We start from the raw sequence: 25,104 nt of genomic DNA, 5'->3' as shown, positions 1-25,104 counted from the left end.
CATAAGCCCTTACCTGGGAATCCGGTTAATTTGTGGATTCCGGATTATCACATTGCCGATACCCGGCCGGAAGGGTTTGGCTACATCCGGAATTCTCGTGCTTATTTGCAGACGTTCCAGCGGTCCGGTATATACAGGTTTTTTTAGAATCGAAATGGTAGCGTTGGACTGGGTATTGCCCCGGAAGGTGAGGGTATAACTGCCATCCTGATTGTCGACCACATTGCTCAGGCTCGCCGATGGCGCGTTGACATCGAAGGCATCAGCAGCGGCCGGCCCGATAAATCGACCATAGGTGGTAACCGGCCGCAGGGTCATCACCAGCTGACCATTGACCACGGCCTTATGAAGCACTGATTTATCGAGGTCAATCTGACCCGGTTCAACGTACATGCTCTGCATCTCGTATCGGTCATACGACCCGCGCAGGCTGTCGTTGCCCCGGATCCGGTACATGATCTGGTAAATACCGGCCACGTTCATACCCGAATAATCGCCTTCGTAGCGACCATTGCCCCGGTGCGTCAGCGTCACCACCTGCTCGGTGGGTACCAGCGCCCGTACAAAAGCAGGGTCCCGTGCCAGCAGGGCATTGTATTTCAGGATACCCACCGCCGACTGGTCCAGTTGCAGGGCCGGCACCGCCACTTTCAACGAGTTTCGGGCCATCAGGTCCCCGATGTCATCGCCGGGCCGGTACACAGCCGCCGTAACGGTGGCATTCTCCATAGGTTTGCCCCGGTCACTGAGCTGAACAACAAACCGCTGCGTACCGCCCACGGTGGGCTGGGCCGTCTGCTGCGTACAGATGTAGTCGAGCAGGTGATCGTCGGCAATTACGGTGATGCGGTAGGGCAGCCCGCTCGCCACGCTGTTGGGCTGGGCCGTTACCTCCCACTGGCCTTCCGACCGGATCCGGGCCGCACTGGCGCGGGCCGTATTGAATGAAAACACCAGAATGTAGGTATCCGGGGCATTGCCTACCCAGCGCGGCACCCCCAGTGCGGTCACATTCTGGCCGTTACGGCTCACCCGCAGGTCACTAACCAGCCGGGCCAGTTGCGGGATCTCAAACCGTTTACCCAGGTTGATCTCAATGAGCAGTTCCGATACGTTTTTGTTGAGCGGAAAGTCGATCAGACGCTGGGTGGCCGTGCCTACCGTGCCGATGCGGGTACCTACCAGTTGTGGACTGTTGTTGCGCAGCAGATCGATAAATGCCTGGGTAAAGACCGCATTAATATCGCCAACGACCATGCTCGTGGTATTGGTAAAGGAGTTGCCATTGGAGGTCAGCAGGCAGTTTCCGCCGTTTTTGGTAGCCAGGTTCTGGAGCGTCGACAGATAGGTTGGACTAGGGTTACCGATGCCAATGGTAAACATTTTGAGGTTGCCTGACGATCCGGGCAAAACCGGGCAGTTGGTGTTGATTGCCACCCCGCCGATGTCGCAGCCATTGTTGTTTACCAGGGGCGCTCTGTTCTGTTCACCGTCTGTAAACAGCAGAATATCCCGCGACCGGGTGGCGTCGGTTAGCTTGGCTTTGCCATCGGTCAGACCGGCTCCCATCGCCGTTGCTCCGCTCGGGGAGAGCGCGTTCATGGCATTTTGCACGAGCGTGGCCGAGCCTGGATCCAGCGCGACCAGGCTGCTGCCGAAGGTAGACGGTGTCAGGCCCGAGTCGAAAAAGGTTAGCCCAACGCGGTCGCCCGGCCGGGCAAAGGCCGGGTTCGACAGTTTCAGCATAAAATTATTGACGGCTGTTTTGAGGGCGTCCCAGCGGGTAACGCCCCCGCCACCGGAAGACGCCAGGCCCATGCTGCCCGACTTATCGAGCACAAACGTAATATCCAGCGGCCGGCGGAAATCGATGTGGTATCCACGTGCATGACCGTCGACGATCAGGCTGAAGTCGAGTGCGCCCGAGGCCGGCGCGGAGCCGTTCCAATTAAGGGTGGTGGTGGCCGCACTGGACACCGAACCCGTGGGCAGGGTGAGGGTCACCCCCTGGCAGACGTACGGGTTACTGGCGACAGACGGACAGCCGCCCGGCACACCAATGGGCGTTGGCGCACCGAAAAACCCCCAGGTCACATTACCGGGAGCGCCCAATACGCCAATGTTAATTACCTGGGGCGCTCCAATAATCAGCGTAATGGTGAAGGTGGGCAGATCCTGATTGAAATCGATGTCCTGATCTGCGGCCCGGGTGGTCATGGTATAAAAGAGTACACCACCAGCCAGCAGGCAGCGTCGGAGAAAAGGCGTTTTCATGAGATAGTCGTTTAGGGTTCGTGATCAGTTCCAGTCAACAGCGAGCAGGTCGGTCATAAACGGTAGTTTTACCATGGAAACACCCCACGGCAACCGACTCAGCAGGATGTCGAGGGTTTTGCGCTCGACGGTCAGCCGCCGGCCGGTGTCGGTAGCGGTCAGTTTCCCTTCCCGTTGCAGGAAGGCTTCGCGCAGACCGCCGGGCGATACGGTACCCAGGGCTTCCCAGTGACCTATAACCGCTTCAAGTAGTTCGGTGGTCAGTTGCCGGTCGGTGTCAGTCGGCAGCAGATCAGGCGATACTACTGTCCCAAACGGCAGACCGCACAGAACCTTCAGTAAAGGCATATCGTATTCAGGGCAATGATCCCGCCCGGTAACCAGAAACGCCAGCACCTGAACGGCCCGTACGGCTGCGGCTTCGCCGGTCCATTGCCGGTTAGTCGTCAGCAGCCCCATCTCCGCAAACAGCGTAACCAGAAACGGGTGCAGCAGCACCACGCCGGCCATCGGTACAAACAGCGCGTCTTCCGGTTGGGCCTCCCTCCTGCCGGTTGTTGGTTGCCTGATGTCCGGATCCGGAAAATATTCAGCGGAATGGTTTGGCTGGACATCGGCCGGGTGAGTATCCCACAGATCCGGTAGCGGGGATTCAGCAGCAGACGAATTAGCCACGGATGGCAGCGGTAATCCCGCTTCGTCGGTTGAATCGGTCCCCTCAGGCAAATCCTTCAGCCTGCCGGATAGCTCCTGTTGGTGGCGGCCGGGCACCCCAGCGGATGACGCAGTCTCCACCAGTTGAATCAATACCTGCCTAAGCCGGTAGCTGCCTGGAAACTCCTCCCGATGCGGTAATTGCCCAGGCAACGCCAGTAGCCGCCGGAAAAAGCTTATCGGTGCGTCGGAGGGCGCAACCAGCGGCTGAAACAACAGCAGCCCCTCGGCCAGCGTAATCCGACCCGTTCGAACAGCGCGGGTTCCAATTGACAGCCAAAAGCGCTCCCGTAAAGCGGGCAGGGGTTGGCGAACCAGCGCGGCCATCATCGCCAGTGCCTGCCGCACAGCCTCTGCCAGTTCATCTCCGGCATCCGAAAACGTCAATAGCACTAGTGTTTCGTCGCTACTGCACCCGATCAGTCGACGAAACAGGACCGTTTCCGTACGGACCAGGCTCATCAGTTCCTCCCGGAACGTAGCGGCTGCGGGCGTCCGGAGCCACTTGTCAGCCTGCTCCATCGTATAGCTATCGGTCCAGGCCGACAAAAGGCCTTTCTCCAGAAAATACCGCAGTTGCTGCGCCATTCGTTCGTCGCGGCTGAAGCGCCGGAACAAACCGTTACCGGGCTGCTGACCATCCGAATGATTCGCTCCGTCCCATGCATCGGCGCTTTGGGTAAACGCTGCTTCTACCTGCCGGATAATCTGCCGCGTTAGCTCCTCTTCCAGCTTTTGGGCCGGCAAACGTCCGGCATCAATAACGAGCTGGTCCAGCCGGATTGTTGTATCGGCATCGGCCAGCCGGTCGAACAGCGTTTCCAGCACGGTGGGCAATTGATGACGACAGTAGACCGAAATCCGTTCCTGGAGCGCAAAGGGAGGCTGCGTACCGGCCGTGTCGAGCCAGACGGTTTGTCGCTGTATGATATGTCGGTTCGGGGTGGACATCGCTCAGGAAAGGGGTTGACGTAGCATATTCAGCAGATCGACCAGGCCGGCGCGGGCATTGCGACCGGGCTGCGTAGCCAGTGTCCCGGCCGTAAAATGCCCCAGCCAGGCCAGGTACTGCGCTTCGACCGCCTGAAACGACACCGCATTGGTGGCCGCCGGATTGGTGTTCATATCGAGCCAGAAAACCGTCGGAATCAGGTGCGCGGGGCACTCCTGCCCAATCACAGCTTCTACATAATTCCGAAAGTCTCTGGCCTGATACCGATAGGGCAGACTCGGTTTCGGCGGATCGGAGGGGCTGGCAAAGTCACGTTCAAAACCCGACGGAAACACCAGGGTCAGCTGGTGCGAGTAGGGGTCGGGACCTTTCAGGGTATTATCGCCGGGGCGGGTAGGGCGCAGCAGCACATGCTCAATCAGGTAGCAACCTTCGGTGCTGTAGGTATCGTAGAGAAATGAAGCGGTCGACTTGATGAAGGCCTCGGCGTCCGCCGGGCCGGCAAAGGCCGCCTGCCGGCGGGCTATAACCTCCCCGTTGCCGTCGGTCAGGGCTACCCGCCACTGAGCGGCTCCGGTCTGTTCTACCCGGTAAAACCCCGACTCCACGCCAAACCGGACCACCGCCCGAATGCCGCCCAACACGGCCCGTTGTGGAGTAGTGACGAACGTTTGAGTACTGGTCAGCAGCACGGCGCTGGAGGCATCTCTGAGCCGGAACGTTTCGAGCCCGGCCCCGGCATTCTGCACATCGAAGAAATCCGTCAAGGCTCGGCTGATCTTTCGGCGCTGCGACTGCATCAGGCCGGTTTTGCGGAAAATGCGCCGTTCCAGACCCGACAAATCCGTCAGCACACGACTCGACGTACCGACTGCCCGCCCGGCGGCCGACGCGCTCACATCGTTCAGAAAAGCTGCTTTGTAGCGGAGCAGCCGCCGGGCCGTATTGAGCCGTAACCGCTCCATAGCCTCCAGCGTACTGGCCTCCTGTAAAGCCAGCGTGTATTCGAGCCGGCTTAGTTCGGACAGCTCCTCGCCAAAACGGCCCAGCAGGTGCTCCAGCACTTTGTTTTTACGCAGCAGCCGGTCGGTAGCCGATTCGGCCCCGGTCTGCAACCGCTGCACATACGCGTTATCGTTTTTCTGGCTGAAAGCCTCCCACTCGGCCGCCGGATCGGCCGACACCGGGTTGAACGCCCGCAGCAGTTGGTCAATCCGGGGAACCTGGTAAAGCGGCTGATAAAAATAGGTACTTGGGTTGTCAGCGTCGATGCTGAAGAACGTAGCCGTATTGGCCAGCTGACTCAGGTGGTTAGCCAGTATCTGCTCAAAAAACAGCAGATAAGCCCGAAGCTGCTTTTCCTGCGCTTTTCGGGCGGGAGGGGCGTTATCGGGCGTGCCTGCCTTCAGCCCGTAGACCAGCGGCAGATCGTATTGAATTGACTGATAGCGGGCAATATCGGCCGGCGTCAGCGGTTCAGTAGGCTCACCGGAAAGCGGCAGCGAGGCCGGCACCACCGAAGCCGCAAAGGCCTGTAGCCGCCGGGCCAGTACACCCGACAGCACCTGCTGTCGGTCATACCCAACCTCCACTCCGTTGCGAAAGAACGTAATGTCGGTTTTGGTCACACTCAGCCGGGGCTGAAACTGCTCGTCGGCCAGCAGCGTCAGGCTGTTCTGGGCGTTTACGGTGGTCAGACGGTTGCGGACGTAGCTGCTCATGGCAAAGTTCTCCACGGCAATCACCGCCTGGTTCCGCCTACCGTCGGTGGTTTGCAGCAGATGCTGCAAAATGTCCGATGCATAAAGCTGATGCTGTTTCGGCTCGTCAAGCGCCGGCAAAAAGCCCGCCGACAGCAGGGGTCCTTCGTATATCTGCTCGTTGGGCATCCTCTGTGCCTGCAGTGCGGCCAGCGAGGTAAACCGCACGACCGGGTCAATGAACAGGTCGATGGCCGAGAGCATATCGATCAGCGTCTGCCGGGCATCGGCGTCGGCGGCTAGTTCGACCGTGGCCCGCAGGGCGATCTCCTGCGTCCGGACCGACCGGAACAGCAGGAAATCTTCGCACAGGTTCCGGTGCCGGCGCAGTACATCCCGAACGTCGTTCATCTGCTGAAAGGCCGTTGCCACCTGCGCCCGGAACGTATCCAGTGCGGAGCCGGGCCCAATCTGCGTAAGCCGATTGACAATGGCCTGCTCCAGCGCCGGCCGGTCGGCCGGAGCAGGCTGCGTACCCAACCGGATCACAATGGTCAGCGGCAGGGTCTGGCTGGTATTGTATCGAACCTGAATGGTGGTGAAATAATCGTTGAGTTCATCTTCGACAAAAGGAATCAGGGTAGGCAGCGGCCCGCCCACGCCAGTTGCCTGATTGAGGGTAACAGGCGTACCCCAGACCGCTACGGCGGCCTCATCCCAGTACGGGAAGGCGTATTCGACCGCAAAACTTTTGCCGTTGACGGGTATCGTTTCCAGCACCAGACTGTCGTTCAGGTTACCGTCTTCCCATTCAACGAGCACATTATACAGCCCCTTTACCCGGTTTTCGGCCGGGGTCAGCCGGGCCTGTTTCACCGCCGGCAGCGCCACAAGCAGTTTCTGGAAATCCTCGGCCGTGATGGCATTCCCGCTCAGGGCCTGCTCCGGCGCAAAGAGGGCCATTTTTTCGGGCGGCAGTTGCCGGCCCAGCAGTTGGCTAATGGGCAGTTGCCCCCGGAAACCCAGGTCGGTGATGGCGTAGCTGAGGGTCTCCAGCAGCGTAATACCGGGGTCATGCGCGTTGTGGTCGGTCCAGGTGTCACTAGCCCACTGCTGAATATAGCCGAGGCCCTCTTCCACCAAGCCGGCATAATCCTGGCTTTTGGCAGCGGGTTTTGCGTTCGATATGGTGTCCGGGTCGCGCATACCAGGGAATGGTAGTTAGTGGTTAGTCGTTGGTCGTTAGCAGGCAACAGCCACTATTGACTATCGACTCTTGAGTTCCTGCTCCAGCGACTGCACCTTGCCGGCCAGTTCTTTTACGGCGTTGACCAGCACGTAGATCAGCGCATTCGGATCGAAGGTCAGGATGTCGGCCGGGGCCTGATCGGGCTGGAGCGGGGCAGAAGCCGTAGAAACCGTATACGGCAGGATTTGGGCTATTTCGTGCCCGAGAATACCCACCTGTTCGTGGTTATCCGGCGTTTGGGCCAGTCCATTGTACCGAAACCGCACGGGATTGATCTGCAGCAGTTCCCCCAGCCCGTCCAGAAAAGGCTGAATATCTTTCTTCAGCCGGGCATCCGACGGCACCGACCAATTGGGAGAACCGTCGTTTTTAAACGCTCCGCCGTTGACCTGAAAGGCCGTACCGGAACCGCTGATGTCGGTTTCGGCACCAACAATAACCGACCCGCTTTCGATCACGCTCAGTCGCGACTGACTTCCTCCCTTCGACAGAATAAGCTTCTGGTTGGCGGGCGCGTTGAGGTTGACGTTGCCGTTGGGGCCCTGCCGCAGGGCATAGTCGGTTGCGTTGGCCCGGTTGACATGGCTCAGCTGGATAAAACCGTTGAGCGGTGCCGCGCTATTGCCGACCGACACGTTTCCGATCTTAGCCTGCTCCCCAACGGCCAGTCCGACTTCCAGTTTGGCGGTCGGCTGGGCGTTTCCGGTATTAACGCCTACGTTTCCCCCGCTATAGGCTATATTGGCCGAACCACCCACCGACTGAAAGCCGCCCCCCGACCCGGCCCCGACATCCTGCCAGGCAGCGCCGGTGGAGAACTGTACTTTGCCGGCGCTGAACCGCAGTGTTCCCGCTGCGGGAGCCGGCACATCAGGCGCGTTACCCAGCGTAACCACAAAATTGCCGCTGCCGTCTTTGCGGAGATTATCGTCTTTGGGGTTGACAAAGGAATCCAGCAGGTCTGCAAAATCAGCACCCGAAGGTCGTTTGCCGTCGTTAAATTTAATTTTCAGATCGGCACGTGTCTGTTCCATACTTGGTCAGATTTAGGTAAGTGAATGCGTTTAAACCGTTACGTCGAAATCCAGGCCAATGACCATATAGCCAATGCCACTCAGCAGGTCGATGCCGTCGCTCGTCGGCTCGCCCGCCGTCAGGGGGGTAATGCGGTGCTGCCCGGCCGACACCAGAATAGCGACTCCGTCGGGCGACAGGCTGGTACTGTCGACCGGCTCACCGATCACAAAATCAGCCCCGATGGTGCCGCCGGCCTGACTGCCGATAGTAGCCGGCACGGCCTGCCTGATGAAAAAGTCTTTTCCAATCACCATACTACCAACTCCTCCCCTCCGCGGTCCCTGGTAGAGGTGATACATGGTAAAATCCGTCACAAAATCCACGTAGTCCCGCCCTTCCACAAACGCCAGCAGGTCTGATTTGTAAACCCTGCCGCCAAACGGTATATCGCGCCCTTCTTCGTACGCCCAGGGCGACAGAAACCGCTTGATCGCTTCGTTCAGGACCCCGGCATAGTACCCGGCATCTTTTCCGACCCGAAAGGCTACGCTGAAGTCGAGCAGGATCTGTTCGTAGTCGGGGTTACGGACCGTTACGGTGGCGAAAGCGGAGGTATACGGCCGGACGAAGTCCTCGATGCTGCGGAGCAGAATGGTACTGCACCGGGGTTCGAGCGGATTTCCAGCGTTTTTGTTGCGCAGATTGGGAATGACGATCAATTGCACCTGTCCCGGCCGGCGGTGAGCCATGCAGCGTACTTTAAACAGTTCCGGAAATGCCTGCAACACCCGGTGCTCATAATCCCACGACCCCGACAGCCGGTTTTTGTGCCGCAGCCGTTCGGCCACGCGGGTATAGTAGGCCGTATCGTCTTCGGTAGCCTGCCCGCCATACGAGGCAAAGGGCTGGTCAACCCGGCGGATGGCCGTCAGGGGTGTCACCAGCTTTTTGATGGTACCGGCCGCGACACCGGTGACTACCTGTGCTGCATCGGCGGGGGTAAATACGGCCTCCACCGCCTGCGCCCGCACCGACTGAAGGTTACTGGCGCCGTTGGCCTTACGGGCCGATGCTACCCTGGCCCGAATCCAGTGCAGGCCAGCGGGCATGAGCGTGTGCTGCTGCGTAGCATCGCGTCCGACGTCCAGCATGACAATGCCGGCCTTCTGGAACCCTTCGGTACTTTCGGCCAGCACAGCCGGCTGATCAAGATCGATCCAGCGGTCACCGGCCAGGTACCCCCAGGTCAGGTCCCGGCTGCGGAGCAGATCGTCGGGTGTTTGGGCTATAGCGGTACCGTCTTCGGTTTGGAGCAGCAGGCTAATGGTACCCGGTGCCGTAAAATCTGTCAGGCCCAGAAAGCAGAAGGCCGCGCCGTCGACGGGAGGCAGCAGCATAACCGGCTCCGAAGGCAGCAATGACCGGTAGCCAAACGGTTCGATGTACCAGAACCGACTGTCCAGGTTATCGGCATGGGGGATAAAGGTCTCTTCGGCCGTGTAGTCGACCGTCAGCGACCGGATCTGGGGTGTATAGGGCGGATTGGGCAGCACTACGGGTGGATCGGTCGGCAGCGCTTTGCTCAGAGCAATGGCTTTCCGGGCGTAGATAATCGGAAAGATGGTGTGTCCGAACGCGTCGAATCCATATTCGTCGTAGCGGGGGGAGGTCAGTTCGAGCCGGACAAAGCCGTTGCGCACGCCCGTATCGAACTGTTCCAGGGGTTCATCGAGGGTAACCCGGTGCTGACCGAAGTTCCGGAAAGGATCATTGTTGGCCACAAAGGTACCCTCCTGATTGCCGGGACCGGTAAACAGCCGGTTCTTCGCCAGAAACTGCCACTGCCCATCCATCAGAAAATACAGCACCGCATCAAAGCTGCCGGGTGTCACCTGGTTGCTGAAACGCGGAAAATAGCCTTCGTAATAGCCGGTGAGGTCAGGCGGTAACTTATGCCAGTTGATATGCAGTTGTAGCGACGTGAGCCGTTTGGTAAATATCTCCTCCGACCCAATGTAACAGTTGGCCCCAATGCCGGGCTGCGATCCGAACGGAGCAAACGGCTTAGCCGGGTCAACGAGCGACTCGTCGTTCTGCACAAGCAGTTTCCGGACACCGGTTACGGCTACCTGCATTGTAACCGACTGCATGCGAAGCGATTTCAGGGTTTCGTACTGGCTGAACGATTGATTCATAACCAGTTTCAGCACGGGATAGGGCGTACTGAAACCGGCGGCCAGTACACTGTCGTCGTAGGCCACCACGGCGGGCAATGCAGGCGATAGCGTGAAGGCTATCTGCAGGGATGCCTGTTGGTCGATTACCTGCAGGCTGATATCGTCGACGGCGTCCGGCTCAATCCAGCCTTTTGCGCCCGACAGGTAAAACCGGAACGCATTGGGCAGCAGCATAGCCGATAGTCCCGGATTACTCAACGGCATGGTCAGTGTCAGGCGACGGTTTCCTTCGCTGAGCAGCAGCATGGGCGTCGACAGTGCGAATCCGATGTTGGCCCGGATCATCGTCTGCTCACTGCCGGCGCGGTTCAGTTGCGCAGTTCCAAACGGTCGCCAGGAAGCCGGTCCCTCAAAAGGTTTACCCTGCCCGTCGACTGTATCGGCCACCGGCGCTACCTGAAAAAGAGTGCCTTCCGTAGCTGTCTCCTCAATAAACAGCGACTTAATCGCGGCTACTTTGGCCTGATTGACGACTATTTCGCGAGTGGTGCTGAACCGGATGGGTTTGCCGTCTTTGTCCTTACCCGCGTCAAGCAGGGTCCCTTCGGGTAGCCGGAAACGGGTTTGGTTGCGGGCTGGCTCAAACACCACATGGGCTCTGTCGGGTACAGCAGGTTTGGCCTTGATGTCTAGGATGGCACGGTAGTAATAATCTAAATGCTTCTGGGTAAGGCTGTTCAGGTCTTGCTGGGCGTGTTCGTACAGCTTCAGAAAGGCCAGAAACAGCACCATATGCGGAGGCAGGCTGGCGCGACCGTCCAGATAGTGCTCTATCTGCGTAGTACCGGCCATCTGCCCGGTAGCGGCATCGAGCAGAAAGAGATCAAAAAAGGGCGTCCAGTCCCCTTCGGCCACGTCCAGGCCGTTGTAGTACCGGATCTCTTTAGCCAGTTGAAACGCATACGTCAGGAAGTCGGACAAAGTACGCTCATCGACCCTGGCATACGCCGGGTCCAGCGAAGGCAGCATCCGTTGCAGTTGGTTGATGCCATCGGTTCGCAGAAACTCGTTCGGTCTGAAATCCTGAGTGAGCAAGGGACGTTATAAGTTAAGAATTAAAAATTATGACGGGGTTGGGGGCGCGGTTATGAGTGGGTGGTTATGGTTGTTATTGCATCAGGTTTCGGTGCCCTCGTTGATGTAGAAGGGATAGACCAGGTTGTTGCGGGCATTGGTGCTGCGCACCAGGTATTCTACCACGATCAGCAGCCGTCCCTCCTCCTGCCGGTCTTTCAGCACAGCCAGTTCGGTGAGCCTGATCCGGGGCTCGTAAAGCGCAATGGCAAACTCCAGGTCTTTTTCGAGCGTCGCCACCAGCGACGTATCAATGCCTTCAAACATCAGCCGGTCCAGGCTCATGCCGTAGCCGGGGCGCATGATGCGCTCGCCGATGCGGGTACCGAGCAGGATTTCCAGACTGCCCCGAATATCGGCTTCGCCTTCGGTCATCAAGACTCCTTTAGCCCGGTTGTCGAACGCAGGGGGGAAACTCCAGCCTTTCCCGAGAAATGATTCTGCCATATCCTGTTTTTGTTTAGCCTCACTAAAACCCTGAAACAACTGACCACCCTGCCCCCGCCGGGATCAGTTTATCTGCACCAGCGAGCCTTTCAGCACCGCTATCGCACTGGTAGATAGTTCGGCTCCGGCCGTGCCTTCCGCTTTGAAATTTGTCCCGGCCTTCAGGCTTACATCCATTGTGCCCTCGACTTTTATTGCTTTTTTAGCCTTGATGGTCAGTTCGCCCGCGCTTTCGATGACAATACCACTTCCCGACAGGCTAATGGTGTTCCCCGATTTGTCGGTCAGGCTGATCTTCTTTTTATTATCGTCGAGAACGACTTTTCGCCCCCCCGGCGTTTCGAGCGTGATCACCTTCTTTTCGTCATTGAACCGCAACGCCAGCTTTTCCCGGGAGACATACGCCTTTTCGGGATTTTCATCGGCGGCAGTTACCGGCGGGGGCTTACGGCTGCTGTTGAGCATCCCCAGCACGACCGGAAAGCGGGGATCGTTGTTGAGGAACCCCACCACGACCTCATCGCCGATTTCGGGCAGGAAAAATGTGCCGCGTTCGTTGCCGGCATCCAGGGTAGCCACCCGCGCCCAGAGCCCTTCGCCGGTGGTGCTGATGGTCGGAAATTTGACCTGAATCCGGTTTTCGCCCGCCGGGTCGCCTTCCAGGTGCGACACAGTGCCGATATGCAGCCCCCGAATGGGCGGCAGCAACCCCTCAGCCGGCGGCCGGGCGGTATCGACCTGGCGGGTGTGCCAGTCGGGATCCATGCCGAACTGCGCATCGCATACCCAGGTGCCGCCCGACAACTCATGCCGGACTCCCGACACATACACCTTGCCGTTCAGCCGGTCACCCACGCCGGCCAGTTCCAGTACGGTACCCGGCAGAACGGCGGCCATACCCTGAAACTTGACCCGGCCCCGCGCCTGGGCCATGCGGTCGCGCAGCAGCCGGGCGTCGGCCCAACTTTGCAGTTCGTCGGGAGCAAGTTGCCCCGTGTGGTAGTAATCGTGCGACGCCAGACCGGTCACGTCGGCCAGTTGGCTGCTGCTGAGATTACCGGTTTCGGTCCAGTCGGGCTCGGCGGCCGTGGCCTCGGTCAGTTCCTGGCTGGCGGCATCCCAGGCCAGAGTTTTCACCTGTTTATCCTGTATCCGCGCATCAATCTCCGCATCGAACTCCAGAATGGTAGCGCCAAAGAGCGTGGTAGCCACCGCATCCTCACTTACCGAGGGTTTAGTCACCGCCAGCGTACCGTCGCTCACCACGCACACCAGGCCGTTGGCGTCGGCCCGGCTAATCATAAAATCCCAGTCGGAGCATTGGTACTGCACCAGTTCCTGATGCTCAACGACCGTCTCTTCAATGGTCGCGCTGAGATCCGGATAATCGGCCAGGATGGTTTCGAGGGCCGCACTGTCCGTCGATTCGGCGAACAGCCGACTCTTTTCGCCGATGGTCATGCGAAATGCTACGTCTTTACACTCCACCAGCAGTTGCGAGTAGGTATTCCGGATCTTGATGCCGTGCCGGATAATTACGCCCCTGAAAATCAGTTCTTCTTTGGAATGATACCCCGCCATAATTTCAATGGCGTTGCCCGGCACGAAGGTCTCCTGGTTGCTGAGGGCAAAATCACTCTGGGCGGCATCGCCGTCGGCCAGAGTCAGCCGGGCGGTTGGGATGCGGTTAATTTCTTTACTAACCACAATAGACAGCACCCCGACCGTGCGCGAGACGGCTTCGCCGTTTACGCGGATGGTGAACGTGACAAGGTCGGTATTCCGGTCGATGGGTAGCAGTCGCGATGCGGTCATTGCTTAAGTGGGTTAATAGGTGGAAACAGCAATTCCTGCCCGACGGTCAGCGCCCGGAAGTTAAGCAGTTTATTGACCTTCGCCACCTGCAGGTACAGCGACGAATCGCCGTAAATGCGGTGGCACATCAGCGGCAGCGTATCACCTTCCTGCACCGTCCGGCGGTGGGTCAGGTCGGGCGAGGACGTTTGCTGCACCGCTTCGCGCAGAAAGTCATTGCGATGGTTTTCAAAGCTGGCATTTGCCACGGCCCGCAGGGGAGTGCCGTCTGATTTAAACAGTTTAAACTGGTAGCTCAGGCTTTTGAGAACCCCGAAAAAGACCAGCTTGCCCCAGCAGATCTGCACCTTCCGGGGCTGATGCTGGTCGCCCTGGTAGGTGTAAACAATGTTGTTAAACTTCAGAATCTGTTTGGTCACGTCGTAGGCCTCCTCCTCCCCACCCAGCAGGCCGGCAATGGCGCCGGCGACCGCTCCGACCCCCGGAACACCCTCCAGCGGATTTCCCGAAGGGATCTTCGGGATAACGCCGGTACCGTCGAACAGAAGTTCGAAATCAATACTGATCGGCTCCGAACTTGCGTACTGGGCCGGGGTACTGCTGGCTCCCTGTGGTTGCTGCCGGTTGTAATTCAGGGCGTAATTGATCCGGTAGCTGTTGGGGTTGACCAGCACCGAAAATGTATCGTTCGGACTAGCCGACCTAATCGGCGGGCTATCGGGAGCCGGATCGGCTTCCAAAGCCGTGATCGTCATCTTCGTCAGACTTCCTTTAGCCAGTAACGTATCCAGAATCATAACAGACGTACTGGTTTTTTACCGTTCTTTTTTGTCTTCGAGCATCTGCATCACCTGTTCCACGCAGGCCGCAATAATGGCTTCGCGGTCGGCCAGGGTCAGGGTATTGCCCCGGCGGCTGCTTTCCGTACCGGCCTGGCCGGCGGTTTCGGTCTCCTCCACCCTGGCGCGGATAACAAGTTCCCGTATTTCGATCGGCATGGCTGAGGTCGTTTAAAAACCGATATTCACGTTTACCGAAGCCGTCAGGCTGCCGGCCAGATCCAGCGCCACACTGGCCGGGTCATAGTATTTGAAATAATGGTATTGCAGCACCATCGTTTCGACCACAAGCTCGTTCCGCTCGGCGTTAAACGCGCTGATGTCCAGTCGCTTGGGCAGCGCATGAACGACGTACCAGTTGTATACCGGCAGGTGGTTTTCATCCAGCAGCGAAATCATCAGGTTCGTCGGCGAGTACTCCTGGTGTTCCATGGCTTTCCGGCACCAGTGCAGGATACCTGACCCCAGAAACTTACCCCGCTTGAGCGTCAGGTCGCTGTATTTGGTACGCACGGGCAGCTGATGCACCAGCCGGTTTTCGCCCCCTTCGTTGTAGGATTCCATCTCGACCTCCGCCGACAGCCCCGACACCTCCTGAAACCGGATGTCGTTGGGAAACTGGGGGAACAGTTCGAAGATGACCGAGAAATGAAACCCGACATGCGGATAGCTCAGATCCATACGATTCCGATCAGGTGTGTTCGATGGTTACCCCTTCGTGCGCCAGCACCAGCGTTTCCACGGCCACCTCGTTGCTGCCGGCGTTCAGGTCCGACGAGGTCACTTTCAGCGCCCAGGCGTTCTTGACCTTCCAGACGACCACCGGCACGTGGGATTCGTTGAGCAGGCTGATGGTCACGTTCCGGCGGGTAATGGTGTTCAGCGCAACGGTATTCCACCAGTCGTAGAACTCGTTATTGCCTTTGAATACCCCCCGCTTGAGCGTAATGTCGCCGAAGGTCTGCATACCCGGCATTTTGATCTTCGAGTATTCCGGGCTGACACCGTCGCGGTACTCGATCTTCTCCGTAGTTACTTCAAGGCCTGTCACCTCCGTAAAGCCGGCGTTTGCGATGCCGTCCCAGTCCACGCGAAAATGAAACTTGGGTAGTGGATAATCTGCCATAGGGAAAGGAATTTAGAAGATACCTGATTTATGATTCCTGCATTTTGTGGGAGAACCGGAGGACAATGAACTCGGCCGGACGTACGGCGGCCATTCCGATCTCGACGATCATCCGGCCTTCCAGCACATCCAGCGCGGTCATGGTTTCGTTCAGACCCACCTTCACGTAAAACGCCTGTTCGGGCCGGGCACCGGCCAGCGCGCCGGCCCGCCACTGAAGCGTCAGAAAATTTTCGATCATGGCCTTTACCCGCACCCAGGTATTGGCGTCGTTGGGCTCAAAAACAAAGGGTTCGGTCGCTTTTTTGATGGATTCTTCGGCGAAGGTGAAGAACCGCCGGACCGGCACGTAGCGCCACTCATTGTCATTGCCGGCCAGGGTCCGGGCACCCCAGATTAGAATACCTTTGCCGGTAAACGCCCGGATCACGTTCACCGATTTGCCGGTGCCGTGAACGTTCAGGTCGCCCTGTTCCCGGTCTTCGATCCGGACCGCCGGTCCAACCACCGCGTTCAGGCTGACGTTGGCCGGTGCTTTCCAGACGCCCCGCGTGCGGTCGACGCCGGCGTATACCCCCACAACGGCCCCCGAAGGCGGCACCAGCGCCAGGTCGCGTTTGAAGCGGGTAGCCAGTCCCCTGAACCAGGAGTGCTGCCCAAACAACTGCTGCTCAGCCGAACGCCGGCTCAACTGGGCCGACTGGTACAGGTTATCGACGGCACTGATGATCCGCTGGACCGCGTTGGCAAACAGGTCCGCCGACAGCACATTGGCCCCTTTTGTTTTGATGGAAGTGGCGCCGTTGGCTCCCACACTGATGGTGGTATCGGCCGTTAGCGTATTAACGGCTACATTACCGACCCATACGGTATTGTTCAGGGCGGCATAATCGGTATCAACGGCTGCGGCATTCCGGCCCGACGGCATCAGATCAGACAGAACGCCGGCATTCTTTTCAACCGCAATCAGACTGGTAATGCTCCCGATCAGTGTTGCGTCGGTTTTCAGCGCATTCAGCGAAGCCCGCAGCGCGGCATCGAGGGTGGCTGCGTCCAGTGTCTGCAACGACAGGGCCAGCGTACGCACAAACGTCAGGATGGCCGCAAACTGCTCACGGCTGCTGTTGGGTGTTGCGTTGAGAAACGTCGCCGTCAGGCGGTCAAACTGCGCTTTCAGCGGACTGACGGTGGCCGGTGTCAGCGCCGGAGCGGTAGCAGCCGCCAGCGCATTAAAAAACGTGGTTGCATCGGTAGCCGTTTGGGTTACGCGCTGGTGCAGAGCCAGTTCGGCGGCATTGGTGCTGAGCGCATCCTGATCACCCTGTGTCAGGTTAATGAGGGCATTCGGGTTACCGGGGTCCGGCTTTTTCAGCGCCAGCAGGCCAAACGACAGTTCAGGGGCGTAGGTGGAATACAGCCAGGGATAATAGGCGGCTCCGTATTTCAGGTTTTCGGTGCCCAGATTGTCGCGAAACGTCGCCACCGGATCATTACCGACGGCAGCTTTCCGATACCCCTCCCGGATGTCCATCACCACAAAGCGGTCTTTCAGCGTCTCGCACTGCCGCAGGGCTTCGACCTGGAGACTGCCCAGTTCGGCGACCGGCAGTTCAACGGCGTCCGGAAACAGGAGCAGGGTTGGTTCGTCTACGCTCCTGATTACATCCAGTCCGGCTAGCAACTGCCGGTCGTTGGTGAGGTCACCGAGTTTCACTGGGGCTGGAAATACGCCGGCCGACACGATATAGCAGGGGCCGCCCCCGTTGTCGAAATAATGCCGGACGGCTTTGTACAGGTAATATCGCCGGTTGTTGGTGCCGGATTTTGGAGTAATGCCGGTGATGCTGGTGCCGCTTACGACGACCTCGTAGGCTGTCGGCGGGAAATCGCCCCCGAAATACAGTTCGTATTCGAGCAGCGACGAAATCCGCGTAGGTACCAGACCCAGCGGTTTATTATCGGCATCGTCCAGGGCGCGGGCCGTGTAGCCGATAAAGGCAGGTACTGCCGTCGCTACCGCAGCCACCGAGGGCGGAAACAAGGTACGCTCTTCAACAAATACACCGGGAGTACTATAGGATGTCGCCATATTGGGTTAAGGATTAGGCGGAAAAGACAATCAGGATTCCTGCATTTTGTGGGAGAACCGGAGAATGATGAACTCAGCCGGCCGAACAGCCGCCATGCCGATTTCGACGATCATCCGACCTTCGAGAATATCCAGCGCGGTCATGGTTTGACCCAGGCCTATGTGTACGTAAAAGGCCTGTTCGGGCTTCTTACCGGCCAGGGCTCCCGCCCGCCACTGCAAAAACAGAAAGTTCTCGATCAGCCCTTTTACCTTCACCCAGGTGTTGGCATCGTTGGGCTCGAATACAAACGGCTCCGTCGCCTTCTTAACCGACTCTTCGACCATGATGAAAAAACGCCGGACGGAGATATACCGCCACTCGTAGTCGTTGCCGGCCAGCGTCCGGGCACCCCACACCAGATTACCTTTTCCCTCAAAAAACCGCAGCGCATTCACCGACTTACCGGTCGGATGCACGTTCAGGCCCTGCTGGGTCTGATCGTCTATTTTGGTCACCAGTTCCCGGACGAAGTTGAGGCTGACGTTGGCTGGTGCCTTCCAGACCCCACGGGTACGGTCGACACTGGCATATACGCCGGCGATAGCACTACTGGGCGGTAGTATAACTGTTTGTTTGCTGATCTCTTTTTTGATAGCCTCATAGAGCGTGGTATTGGTCAGGGTTTTACCGCCGACTACCTTACCGGCTTTTAGTTCACTGAGTTTAAAGCCGTTCACATCACTGCCCGCCTGGTTTATGGTAATAACCGCTTCGTCGTAGTCAACATTGAGAATTGTTCGCAGGTAGGGATGGTACACGGCACCGTAGGTCAGGTTGTTGGTACCGATATTGTCCCGGAAGGTACTGACCACAGCCGCCAGGGTCGTCTGGCCGGCGGTCTGCATATCAGCAATCAGAAAGCGGTCTTTCAGGTCAGCGCACTGCTGTAGGGCTGCGGTCAGGATGGCGTGATACTGGGCCGCATCTGTTACGCCGACGGCGTCGGGAATGACCAGCAGCGTAGGCTCATCTTCGGTGGTGAGGGCATTGATACCGGCAATAAGTTCAGCCGAACTGACCGGACGTGGCGTGTTGGGAGCCGAGAGATAGTTGTTAACCGCCACGATATAGCAGGCTCCTCCGCCATTGGCAAAATACAGCTGCAGACTCTGGAACATCCGGAAACGCAGCAGGGTATTGAGGTCATTTAATCCCGCCGTTATTTTCCCCTGGGCGTCGAGCGTCAGCGCACCGATGGGCACCGGATACGCGTTGCCGAAGATCTGCTGGTACTCCGACAGGGACGTGATCCGCACGGGTTTGTTCTGCAACGTCCCGCCTTCGTACGTTATCGTCTCGGTATACCCGACAAAAGCCGGTATGGCCGTTTCAACCTGAGCAACCGACGGAGGAAACGTAGGCACCTCCCTCACGTACACACCCGGAGTTTTAAAATCTTCCATCTGCGATAAAGAGTTTAGACCACTTCTACGATAAATCAAGGCCTGTTGAGCGTAGCCGACCTACGCCCAGGTACCGGTTATGGTTCATTTGGTCTGCAGGTTAGCCCCGACAGCCGGTGTAAGCGGGCGGCCTGCAACCGAATCATAGTCGTTTGCTGCCGATTTCAATCGTTTCAATGCGTGAACTTGGTTCGGCCTGCGAGTCGTCGATCATCAGCATACGCACCCGGTATAAAGCGGAAGGCATATACTTCCCCCCCAGCATGGCCCAGAGGTGATTCAGTTGCTCAAAATTGGGCGAGTACAGTTCGGCAATCAGCTTTTCAATGCCGGAATCCAGCGCCGGGGTGTTGTCGCGGGTGAAAACGTATTTACGCTGAAAAAAGGTAATGACCCTCGACAGCAGCAGCAGCGCGTTCAGGTAGTTGGTTTCGTTGGTGGCGTTAATGGCAAACAGCACAAAGAAGTTCAGGTACAGCACCGGATTTACCCGCACCGTTGTCAGCGCATCCGGCTGCTTGTAAGTGGCTCCGTTCTTCAGGGTGGTTTCCTCCTCAATGTTGACCAGCGACATGAGTACGGTATCCGTGATGGCTTGTGTGCCGTTCTGGTCCATGCCGGCAATATTCATCAGCCGGACAATCGGACCATTGTCGCCGTTGGTGATGGTGGTTGCCAGGTAGGCATTCAGTTCCGTACGGATTCCTTCAAGCGCCTGTCTTAACATCGGGGTTAAGGGTAAACAGGTTTGGTATCTTTACTCCTTCGGTACTCCGGCCACTCACCGGTTTATACATCCACAAAATCCTGATTCGCAACGCTGTATTTCTTCCGGCCCAGCGTACCTTCGGCCAGCAACCGGTTTATTTCCCGTCGGATAACCACCAGCCGTTCATGGTATTTAGGTTCTCCGATATCGAGTAATGCTTTCAGAGGATCAGGACTTTGCAGCGCAGCCAGAATGGTGATGCTTTTGGCCCGGCCCTGATGCCGGATGTCGGCAATGGCCAGGCAAACCGTATCGGGTTTTCCATCCAGGCCGTACCGTGCAGCGTATTCGACCATTTTGGCCCGGAAGTGGCGGATACCCACGTCGACCTGAGCCTGCCGGTGAGCCGGGTCATGCTGCGCCCAGTGAATTAGCTTAGCCGCCTGAATAATTTCGGTATCTTCAATTTCCCGCAGGCTCGGATTCAGGTAATCCAGAAGCCCGTCGGTCGACGTATCCGATTCGAGCACGATAGGCCCCTCATCCGTAATCCGGACAATGCGGTCGTTCTCAAGGCGCAAATCAGAGAAGTATTCTGCCGCCAGGGGGAGTTTTAGTAACGCCCGGAAATACGCCACAAAATCCCCGTTGGGCACGTGAGCTGCATACTGGAGAAACGAAAAGGTAAACCTGGCCCGGTCGTAAGTGTTCAGGGTGTGGTAGAGCCCACCCTCGGCCATTGCCGTCGGATGGATAAAATCGGACCAGAAGCCATAGGTTTCCCGGAAATCGGCCCGGTTAAATTTCTGCGCTGCATTGCCACTGACGTTCATCAGGCCCTTACCGCCCTCAAAAGGCACACGGGCACCAATAAAAAAACGAGTACCGCCAATGTTCCCAAAGTACTTATTTCCCTGTTCCAACGAAAAGCTGACGATCTTCATGGCAAGGCGGCTTTAATTTGTAGTCTCTTTATACGTTTTGGCGTACTAAAACATCTGGAACTGGTATACTAACAGCAGGCTTTATTTCTTATGAGGTAAATAGGAAAATCTATTTGGTAAACAGAAAAATAATCAACGCTTTTTATTAAACGGCTAGGAAATTAACGCCTTACTACATGTTACTACCCGCCTTCGACTCGCGTCAGGTAACCGGCGGGTGCATTCAGGAGCAGCCGGGGGCCGGTACATTATCCCTCAATGGACTCCGAAACTACCCTTTTCTTCCGCTTTCGCTCCATCCAGTAATACAAGACCGGCAGCAGAATTGGGGTAAACAGCAGCGTAGAGGTCAGACCACCAATAATAACAGTTGCCAGTGGTCGCTGCACGTCGGAGCCAATACCTGAGGAGGTGGCGGCCGGAATCAGGCCGATGATGGCAACGATCAGCATCATCATCATGGACCGTAACTGCTCGCCCGACGCCCGCGCCACCAGCATCTTCAGCGGCAGCCCGCCCACCTCCCGCTCCCGGTTAATGGCCGAAATAAGCAACACTCCCGCCATGACCGATAGGCCGAACAGCGACACAAAACCTACCCCGGCCGACACGTTGAAGTTAAAACCCCGCAGCAGCAGGGCCGCAATACCACCCGCCAGTGCAAAGAACACGCAGACAATGGTCATCAGCGCGTAGGGCACCGATCGGAACAGCAGGAACAATACCGACAGCACAATCACCACCGTCAGCGGAATGGCTACGGTCAACTGCTTACCGGCCCGCTCCAGGTTTTCGAACTGCCCGCCATAATCGAGGCCGTACCCATGCGGCAGTTGAATGGCTTTTCGTATCCTCCGTTGGGCTTCGGCCACAAAACTCCCCTGGTCGCGGCCCCGGATGTTGGTGCGTACTGTCACCATGCGTTTGCCGTCGAGCCGGTAAATATTGGTCTGCCCATCTACCAGTTGCACATCGGCCAGCTGGCTCATGGGAATCAGGGAGCCGCTGGGTGCGGGCACCTGCAGGTTGCGGATCACGTCGATGTTGTTGCGGCTTTCGGGCAGGTAGCGCACCACAATATCGTACCGTCGGGGGCCGTCGTACAGGGTGCTGATGACCTTACCCCCAATAGCGGCCTCAATCATAGTCTGAATCGCTGCCACGTTGATGCCGTAACGAGCCACCTGCTGCCGGTTGATGTTGATGCTCAACTGCGCCTGCGGTCCCTCCTGCTCAATACCGGTTTCGGAAGCCCCCGGAATACTCTTCACGATTTTTAGCACCTGATTGGCTTTCTCCCGAAGCAGCGTCAGGTCGTAGCCGGTTAGGTTAACGGCCAGGTCGGATGCTGAGCCGGTTACAATTTCGGTCACCTGGTCGATGATCGGCTGCCCGAACGACAGGCTGGCCCCGGGCAGTTGCTGCTCCAGTTCACTTTTAATCTTGAGCAGCAATTGGTGTTTGGTGGTGTCGTGTACCCAGCCGTCGTACGGTTTGAGCACCATCAGAATTTCCGTGCGGTTGGCCGGGAAGGGGTCCGTACCATCATCATTGCGGCCGGATTGGGTAACCAGACATTCAATCTGCGGATGCCGGGCGGCCACACGCCGGATGACGGGCGCAATCTTCTGGTTCTCGGTGATGTTGGTACCCGACGGCAGAAACGAGCGCATGAAAATCGAGCCCTCATCCAGCGTCGGCAAAAACTCCGTGCCGATGCGTACCGCAAAGGCAATGACGAACAGCACCAGCGCCATACCGGCGATAAACACCAGCCGGGGTCTGTCCAGGGTTCGCAGCACAAGCCGCTCGTACCCCTGTTGCAGGCGACCAAAGGGCGTCTTACGCTTGTTAGGCAGTTCCTCCTCCGCGACAGGCTTCTCCACCATTTTCCGGTACACCAGCGTCATCATCACCGGAATAATCGTAAGCGCACACAGCATGGAGCCGATTACCGCAAACGCCAGGGTAAGCGCCATCGGCGAAAACAGTTTGCCTTCGACCCGCTGCATGGTCAGAATCGGCAGGTAGGCCAGAATGATAATGGTCACGGCAAAAAACACCTCCCGGCCTACTTCGCCGGCGGCATGGCGGGTAAGCGGAATAATGCCTTTCTTCCGTTCCTCCGGACCTGCCACGCGATAGGCATGAATCAGGTGCGCAGCCATGACGCACGCCCCGTCTACAATGATTCCGAAGTCGATGGCCCCCAGCGACAGCAGGTTGGCCGGAATACCCGTCAGCTTCATCAGAATGAACGCAAACAGCAGCGAAAACGGAATCGTCAGCGCTACCACCAGCGCCGAACGAATATCGCCTAGGAACAGAATCAGGATGATGACCACAATAGAAATCCCCTCCAGCAGCGTGTGCGAAACCGTCTCCAGCGTATAGTTCACCAGCGTGGACCGGTCGTAAATCACCTTCACCCGAACCCCGCCAGGCAGTTCGTTCCGCTCCAGTTCCACAATGCGCTCTTTCAGCGCCTTCAGCACCTCGGTCGGGTTTTCGCCCCGGCGCAGCGATACAATACCCTCCACACCCGAGTTCACATCCACGCCCTCCGCCGGTATGGTGTACCCCAGGATACCCTGCGGCTGCGGTGGCGCAATCTCAACACTGGCCACATCCCGGACATACACAGGCACCCCGTTGATAGTCGTCAGCACGATGTTCTGAATATCTTCCTGCCCTTTAATAGCACCCAGGCCCCGCACGGCAAAGCCCTGCCCTCCGCGCTCGACAATATTGCCACCTGTGTTGAGGTTGTTTTTCTGAACAGCCTCCATGATATCGCTGATGGTGAGGCTATACTTCCGCAGCCGTTCGGGGTTGGTCAGCACATGAAACTGCTTCACGGGGCCGCCAAACGTCACCACGTCGGCAATGCCGGGCACCTGCGTCAGGGCCGGCCGGATTACCCAGTCCTGGAGATCGCGGAGCTGCATGGGCGAGTACTCCGCCGGGGCTTCCACCACGTAACGGTAAATTTCACCGACAGCGGTGGTGAGCGGACCGAGTTCGGGCGTTACGCCTTCGGGCAGTTCAGCGGCCGCCAGCCGCTCAATCACCTGCTGACGGGCGAAGTAATCGTTGGTACCGTCTTCGAAATTCAACTGCACCACAGCCAGGCCGAAAATAGTCCTTGACCGCCGGGCAATCACTTTGGGCGTGTTGTTGAGTGCCCGTTCGAGCGGGATGGTAACCTGCTGCTCAACCTCCTCGGCCGCCCGGCCTGCGTACTGGGCGATGATGATGACGTTGGTATCGGCAATATCCGGATAAGCTTCAATTTTCAGGTACCGGAAGCAAACCAGACCAGCCACCATCAGTACCAGGGCCGAGATAATAATGGCTACCCGATTGGTTAGTGCGGTATTTAATACGTTTTGAATCATAAGTAGGGTGAAGAAGCAAACGCTTAGCAACGAAGGGGTACTGGTTCCCGGATGTCTGGTTAATAGCCGAAACTCAGTCCCTTGAGCTGCATGGCGCCTTTGGTCACAACCTCCTCTGCTTCTTTCAGACCCCGGAAAACGATAATGCGGTCGTTGATCTGCTGCCCGGCCATCACCTCCCGGCGCTCGAACTCGCGCTCATTATGGCGCACAAACACATAATCTTTACCCTGCACGGTAACCAGGGCCGTCTGCGGCACCGACATAAACTGCCCCTCCGACACCCCAAACGCCACGGTGGCAAACATCCCCGCCCGGAATCTCCCCTGCGGATTCGGCAGGCTGATGCGCAGCTTGATCGTCCGGGTTATGTTATCCACCACATCCCCAAACGCATCGATACGTCCGTTCACTGTTTCGTCGGGGTAGGCCGTGAAACGAATAGTGCAGGCATGGCCTACGTGCAGCTTGTTGATCTGGCTTTCGGATACATCGCAGATGAGCCAGGCTTGCCCCGGCCTGGCCCGGCGCACCGCTACCGGATCAAACCCGGCCAGTTGCAGTTCGGTTTCGTGCTGCACCATCTGGGCTTTTTCGTTGGCGAGGTTGGTTTTCTCCATTGCCAGAGCGGTCTGGGCATCCAGTACTTCACGGCCGGTAGCGGCCCCGTGCTCGGCCAGGTCTTTGGCCCTGGCGAGTTCAATTTCCTTTTGTTTAATATTGACCTCACTGATCTGCCGAATGTTGGTCAGGTGCTGGATCAGTTCGGCATAATTGGCGGTCAATTGCGGATTATCGAACAGCACCAATGGCTGCCCTCGATTCTCTCCCGAAGTCACCACGGTAGCCACCACATGACCGGGTGCTTTAAGATCCGCCGACAAAGCCCGTGTATTGAGCCTTTCCGTCTGGAAGAAGTTGAGGATCGACGGCTGGTCCGGAAACAGAATCAACCGGCCCTGGTCGGTCACCTCCGGGTGGGTATTGGGCGGAGCCGCCACGGGATGCGTATTTTCTTTATGACCACAACCCGCCATCGTCAGCAGGCCGCTTAAAATCCAAACGTATTTCATA

At 57.8% G+C, this 25,104-nt stretch carries 17 protein-coding genes; all 17 read right to left on the bottom strand.

Annotated elements, in window-relative coordinates; translation table 11 throughout:
- Positions 1-9: 9 nt before the first annotated feature.
- The gene (locus tag ABD931_RS06855; RefSeq protein WP_345265299.1) at positions 10-2,274 is read right to left on the bottom strand and encodes a vWA domain-containing protein; all 2,265 of its coding nucleotides are present in this window, start codon (positions 2,272-2,274) and stop codon (positions 10-12) included.
- 24 nt (positions 2,275-2,298) lie between these two features.
- Entirely contained in the window at positions 2,299-3,939 is a 1,641-nt protein-coding gene (locus ABD931_RS06850; RefSeq protein ID WP_345265297.1) for a contractile injection system tape measure protein, read from the bottom strand.
- A 3-nt stretch (positions 3,940-3,942) separates the two neighbouring features.
- A complete protein-coding gene (locus tag ABD931_RS06845; RefSeq protein ID WP_345265295.1) occupies positions 3,943-6,846 on the bottom strand; it encodes a baseplate wedge protein in 2,904 nt (967 codons plus the stop codon).
- A 60-nt stretch (positions 6,847-6,906) separates the two neighbouring features.
- Positions 6,907-7,923: a tail fiber domain-containing protein gene (locus tag ABD931_RS06840; protein ID WP_345265293.1), complete on the bottom strand. Its 1,017-nt coding sequence runs from the start codon at positions 7,921-7,923 to the stop codon at positions 6,907-6,909.
- Between the two features lie 30 nt (positions 7,924-7,953).
- A complete protein-coding gene (locus tag ABD931_RS06835; protein WP_345265291.1) occupies positions 7,954-11,178 on the bottom strand; it encodes a baseplate J/gp47 family protein in 3,225 nt (1,074 codons plus the stop codon).
- 81 nt (positions 11,179-11,259) lie between these two features.
- A complete protein-coding gene (locus ABD931_RS06830; RefSeq protein WP_345265289.1) occupies positions 11,260-11,664 on the bottom strand; it encodes a GPW/gp25 family protein in 405 nt (134 codons plus the stop codon).
- Between the two features lie 63 nt (positions 11,665-11,727).
- A complete protein-coding gene (vgrG, locus tag ABD931_RS06825; RefSeq protein ID WP_345265287.1) occupies positions 11,728-13,479 on the bottom strand; it encodes a type VI secretion system tip protein VgrG in 1,752 nt (583 codons plus the stop codon).
- The gene (locus ABD931_RS06820) at positions 13,476-14,276 is read right to left on the bottom strand and encodes a CIS tube protein (RefSeq protein WP_345265285.1); all 801 of its coding nucleotides are present in this window, start codon (positions 14,274-14,276) and stop codon (positions 13,476-13,478) included. The genes vgrG and ABD931_RS06820 overlap by 4 nt, the downstream gene beginning before the upstream one ends.
- A gap of 18 nt (positions 14,277-14,294) precedes the next feature.
- Positions 14,295-14,477 (bottom strand): DUF5908 family protein, encoded by a 183-nt coding sequence (locus tag ABD931_RS06815; protein ID WP_345265283.1) that lies wholly within the window; start codon positions 14,475-14,477, stop codon positions 14,295-14,297.
- A 12-nt stretch (positions 14,478-14,489) separates the two neighbouring features.
- On the bottom strand, positions 14,490-14,999 hold the full coding sequence (locus ABD931_RS06810; RefSeq protein WP_345265281.1) for a phage tail protein: 510 nt from the start codon (positions 14,997-14,999) through the stop codon (positions 14,490-14,492).
- A gap of 10 nt (positions 15,000-15,009) precedes the next feature.
- Positions 15,010-15,444 carry a phage tail protein gene (locus tag ABD931_RS06805; RefSeq protein ID WP_345265279.1) on the bottom strand — a complete coding sequence of 145 codons (435 nt, stop codon included), beginning with the start codon at positions 15,442-15,444 and terminating at the stop codon, positions 15,010-15,012.
- A 28-nt stretch (positions 15,445-15,472) separates the two neighbouring features.
- On the bottom strand, positions 15,473-17,533 hold the full coding sequence (locus tag ABD931_RS06800; protein WP_345265277.1) for a phage tail sheath C-terminal domain-containing protein: 2,061 nt from the start codon (positions 17,531-17,533) through the stop codon (positions 15,473-15,475).
- Positions 17,534-17,563: 30 nt separating this feature from the next.
- Complete coding sequence (locus tag ABD931_RS06795; protein WP_345265275.1) at positions 17,564-18,979, bottom strand: phage tail sheath family protein; 1,416 nt, start codon at positions 18,977-18,979, stop codon at positions 17,564-17,566.
- Between the two features lie 142 nt (positions 18,980-19,121).
- Positions 19,122-19,706 (bottom strand): Pvc16 family protein, encoded by a 585-nt coding sequence (locus ABD931_RS06790; protein WP_345265273.1) that lies wholly within the window; start codon positions 19,704-19,706, stop codon positions 19,122-19,124.
- A gap of 62 nt (positions 19,707-19,768) precedes the next feature.
- Positions 19,769-20,632 carry a hypothetical protein gene (locus ABD931_RS06785; protein ID WP_345265271.1) on the bottom strand — a complete coding sequence of 288 codons (864 nt, stop codon included), beginning with the start codon at positions 20,630-20,632 and terminating at the stop codon, positions 19,769-19,771.
- A gap of 248 nt (positions 20,633-20,880) precedes the next feature.
- Complete coding sequence (locus ABD931_RS06780) at positions 20,881-24,030, bottom strand: efflux RND transporter permease subunit (protein WP_345265269.1); 3,150 nt, start codon at positions 24,028-24,030, stop codon at positions 20,881-20,883.
- Positions 24,031-24,089: 59 nt separating this feature from the next.
- Entirely contained in the window at positions 24,090-25,103 is a 1,014-nt protein-coding gene (locus ABD931_RS06775; RefSeq protein WP_345265267.1) for an efflux RND transporter periplasmic adaptor subunit, read from the bottom strand.
- Between the last annotated feature and the right edge of the window lies 1 nt (position 25,104).

The sequence above is a fragment of the Nibrella viscosa genome (assembly GCF_039541875.1).
Taxonomy (GTDB): domain Bacteria; phylum Bacteroidota; class Bacteroidia; order Cytophagales; family Spirosomataceae; genus Nibrella; species Nibrella viscosa.
The sequence above is the reverse complement of the archived record's forward strand: the minus strand, read 5'-3'. Positions and strand labels throughout refer to the sequence as shown.

Bases quoted from the DNA above. Each gene is read 5' to 3' on its own strand.
- ABD931_RS06855 (WP_345265299.1), bottom strand. From the start codon at position 2,274: ATGAAAACGCCTTTTCTCCGACGCTGCCTGCTGGCTGGTGGTGTACTC.
- ABD931_RS06850 (WP_345265297.1), bottom strand. From the start codon at position 3,939: ATGTCCACCCCGAACCGACATATCATACAGCGACAAACCGTCTGGCTC.
- ABD931_RS06845 (WP_345265295.1), bottom strand. From the start codon at position 6,846: ATGCGCGACCCGGACACCATATCGAACGCAAAACCCGCTGCCAAAAGC.
- ABD931_RS06840 (WP_345265293.1), bottom strand. From the start codon at position 7,923: ATGGAACAGACACGTGCCGATCTGAAAATTAAATTTAACGACGGCAAA.
- ABD931_RS06830 (WP_345265289.1), bottom strand. From the start codon at position 11,664: ATGGCAGAATCATTTCTCGGGAAAGGCTGGAGTTTCCCCCCTGCGTTC.
- vgrG (WP_345265287.1), bottom strand. From the start codon at position 13,479: ATGACCGCATCGCGACTGCTACCCATCGACCGGAATACCGACCTTGTC.
- ABD931_RS06820 (WP_345265285.1), bottom strand. From the start codon at position 14,276: ATGATTCTGGATACGTTACTGGCTAAAGGAAGTCTGACGAAGATGACG.
- ABD931_RS06815 (WP_345265283.1), bottom strand. From the start codon at position 14,477: ATGCCGATCGAAATACGGGAACTTGTTATCCGCGCCAGGGTGGAGGAG.
- ABD931_RS06810 (WP_345265281.1), bottom strand. From the start codon at position 14,999: ATGGATCTGAGCTATCCGCATGTCGGGTTTCATTTCTCGGTCATCTTC.
- ABD931_RS06805 (WP_345265279.1), bottom strand. From the start codon at position 15,444: ATGGCAGATTATCCACTACCCAAGTTTCATTTTCGCGTGGACTGGGAC.
- ABD931_RS06800 (WP_345265277.1), bottom strand. From the start codon at position 17,533: ATGGCGACATCCTATAGTACTCCCGGTGTATTTGTTGAAGAGCGTACC.
- ABD931_RS06795 (WP_345265275.1), bottom strand. From the start codon at position 18,979: ATGGAAGATTTTAAAACTCCGGGTGTGTACGTGAGGGAGGTGCCTACG.
- ABD931_RS06790 (WP_345265273.1), bottom strand. From the start codon at position 19,706: ATGTTAAGACAGGCGCTTGAAGGAATCCGTACGGAACTGAATGCCTAC.
- ABD931_RS06785 (WP_345265271.1), bottom strand. From the start codon at position 20,632: ATGAAGATCGTCAGCTTTTCGTTGGAACAGGGAAATAAGTACTTTGGG.
- ABD931_RS06780 (WP_345265269.1), bottom strand. From the start codon at position 24,030: ATGATTCAAAACGTATTAAATACCGCACTAACCAATCGGGTAGCCATT.
- ABD931_RS06775 (WP_345265267.1), bottom strand. From the start codon at position 25,103: ATGAAATACGTTTGGATTTTAAGCGGCCTGCTGACGATGGCGGGTTGT.